General features: G+C 71.6%; 1 protein-coding gene and 1 pseudogene. One reads left to right on the forward strand and one right to left on the reverse strand.

Going from position 1 to position 1,424, the window contains the following annotated elements; genetic code table 11:
* Positions 1–969 (reverse strand): annotated as a pseudogene (locus tag AC1D01_RS34545) (hypothetical protein); the annotation flags it as partial.
* Between the two features lie 199 nt (positions 970–1,168).
* On the opposite strand from AC1D01_RS34545, the gene AC1D01_RS34550 reads away from it, so the two are divergent.
* The coding region (locus AC1D01_RS34550; RefSeq protein WP_477874003.1) for an FAD-dependent oxidoreductase at positions 1,169–1,424 on the forward strand (256 nt) is incomplete at its 3' end.

Below are 1,424 nucleotides of genomic sequence, written 5' to 3' on the forward strand. Positions count from 1 at the left end.
CGCCTGCGCCGCCTGAGGTGTGGGCGGCATCGGTGCATACGAGGTCGGATAGGCGACCGCCGGCGGGGTGGCCAGCGGCAGCGTCGGGGTCGGCGCGGCCGGCGGGGGCACGGAGTTCGAGAACGATCCGGCGGGGCGGGGCGCCATCGGCGGCATCGAGGTGGGCGCGGCCTGCGGGGCGGCCTTCGCCACCGGCCGCGGATTCCCCACGCCTTGCTCGCGCAGCTTGTTCCAGGTGCCGCTGATGAAGCCCCAGGCGTCGGCCGGGCGGGTCACCTGCGGCGTCGTGCGCACGTTCACGCCGGTGCCGCGGCCCATGTCGGTGCCGAAGCTCGCGAGCGTGGCGGTGGTGGCCGTCAGCGGCAGCAGCAGCATGTGCCGGTTGAACCACGGGCCGGTCACCATCGCCTCGTGCAGCGGCTTCAGCGTCGATTCGAGCAGGTGAGCCGGCAGTGCGCCGACCATCAGCACCGCCAGCTGGCTGTAGCCCATCAGCACGCGGGCCAGCGCCAGGCGCGCCGTGGTGTCGGCATCGGCCTGCGTGGTGTACAGCCGCAGCAGGCTGCCGTCGGTGCCGGGAAAATCGAGGAACTCGAGCGTCGCGAGCGGCGTGCCGTAACCCTGGCGGCGGATCACCAGCTTCTGCAGCGAGCGGTTGCTGGCCGCGGCCACGCCGGCCAGCAGCTTGCGCGACGACACGGTGCCCACGTCGTGCAGCGCGATGTAGTCGGGGTGCAGCAACTCGAACTGCTGCTGCATCGCCTCGGCCGGGTCGCACGAGACGAACAGCTCGCGCTGGTCGGCGCTGACCTGGCGGCCGATGTCGCGCTGCTCTTCGGGAGCGTCGTCCTCGTCGTTGCCGAGGATCTGGGTGGCCACCACGGTCTGCGCGCGCGTGGCCTGCCAGCCGTCTGCGGCGTCGCCCTGCGCGGGTTCGGCGTCGGTGGAGAAAGGGGGAAGGCTCGACATGGGGGAACTTGCTGCTGGGGTGACCTGACGCGGCAGTGTAGGAGCTTGTTTCAGGATGTGACAGGGGCAAAGGTCGCAAAAAGCCTCGCCTTTCTCCGCCGACTTGGGGCTTGACGCGCGGCCGCGCCTTTGCCATGGGCGCCCAGGGGTGCAGGAGGCCGCCGATAGAATCGCCCGTCTCCCACTCTGCGTCCGCCTCATGGCCTCGTCGCGCGCTGAAGCTGTTTCCTCCCTGCCGGTCGTGATCGTCGGCGCGGGCCTGGCGGGATTGACCGTCGCGCTGCACATCGCACAGACCCGGCCGGTGGTCGTGCTGGCCAAGCGCAACCTCGACGAGGCCGCGACCGCCTGGGCGCAGGGCGGCATCGTCGGCGTGCTCGGCACCGACGACAGCATCGATTCGCACGTGCGCGACACGCAGGACGCCGGTGCCGGCCTGGTCGACGAGCACACCG

The sequence above is a fragment of the Rhizobacter sp. P3_B12 genome, from assembly GCF_056402895.1.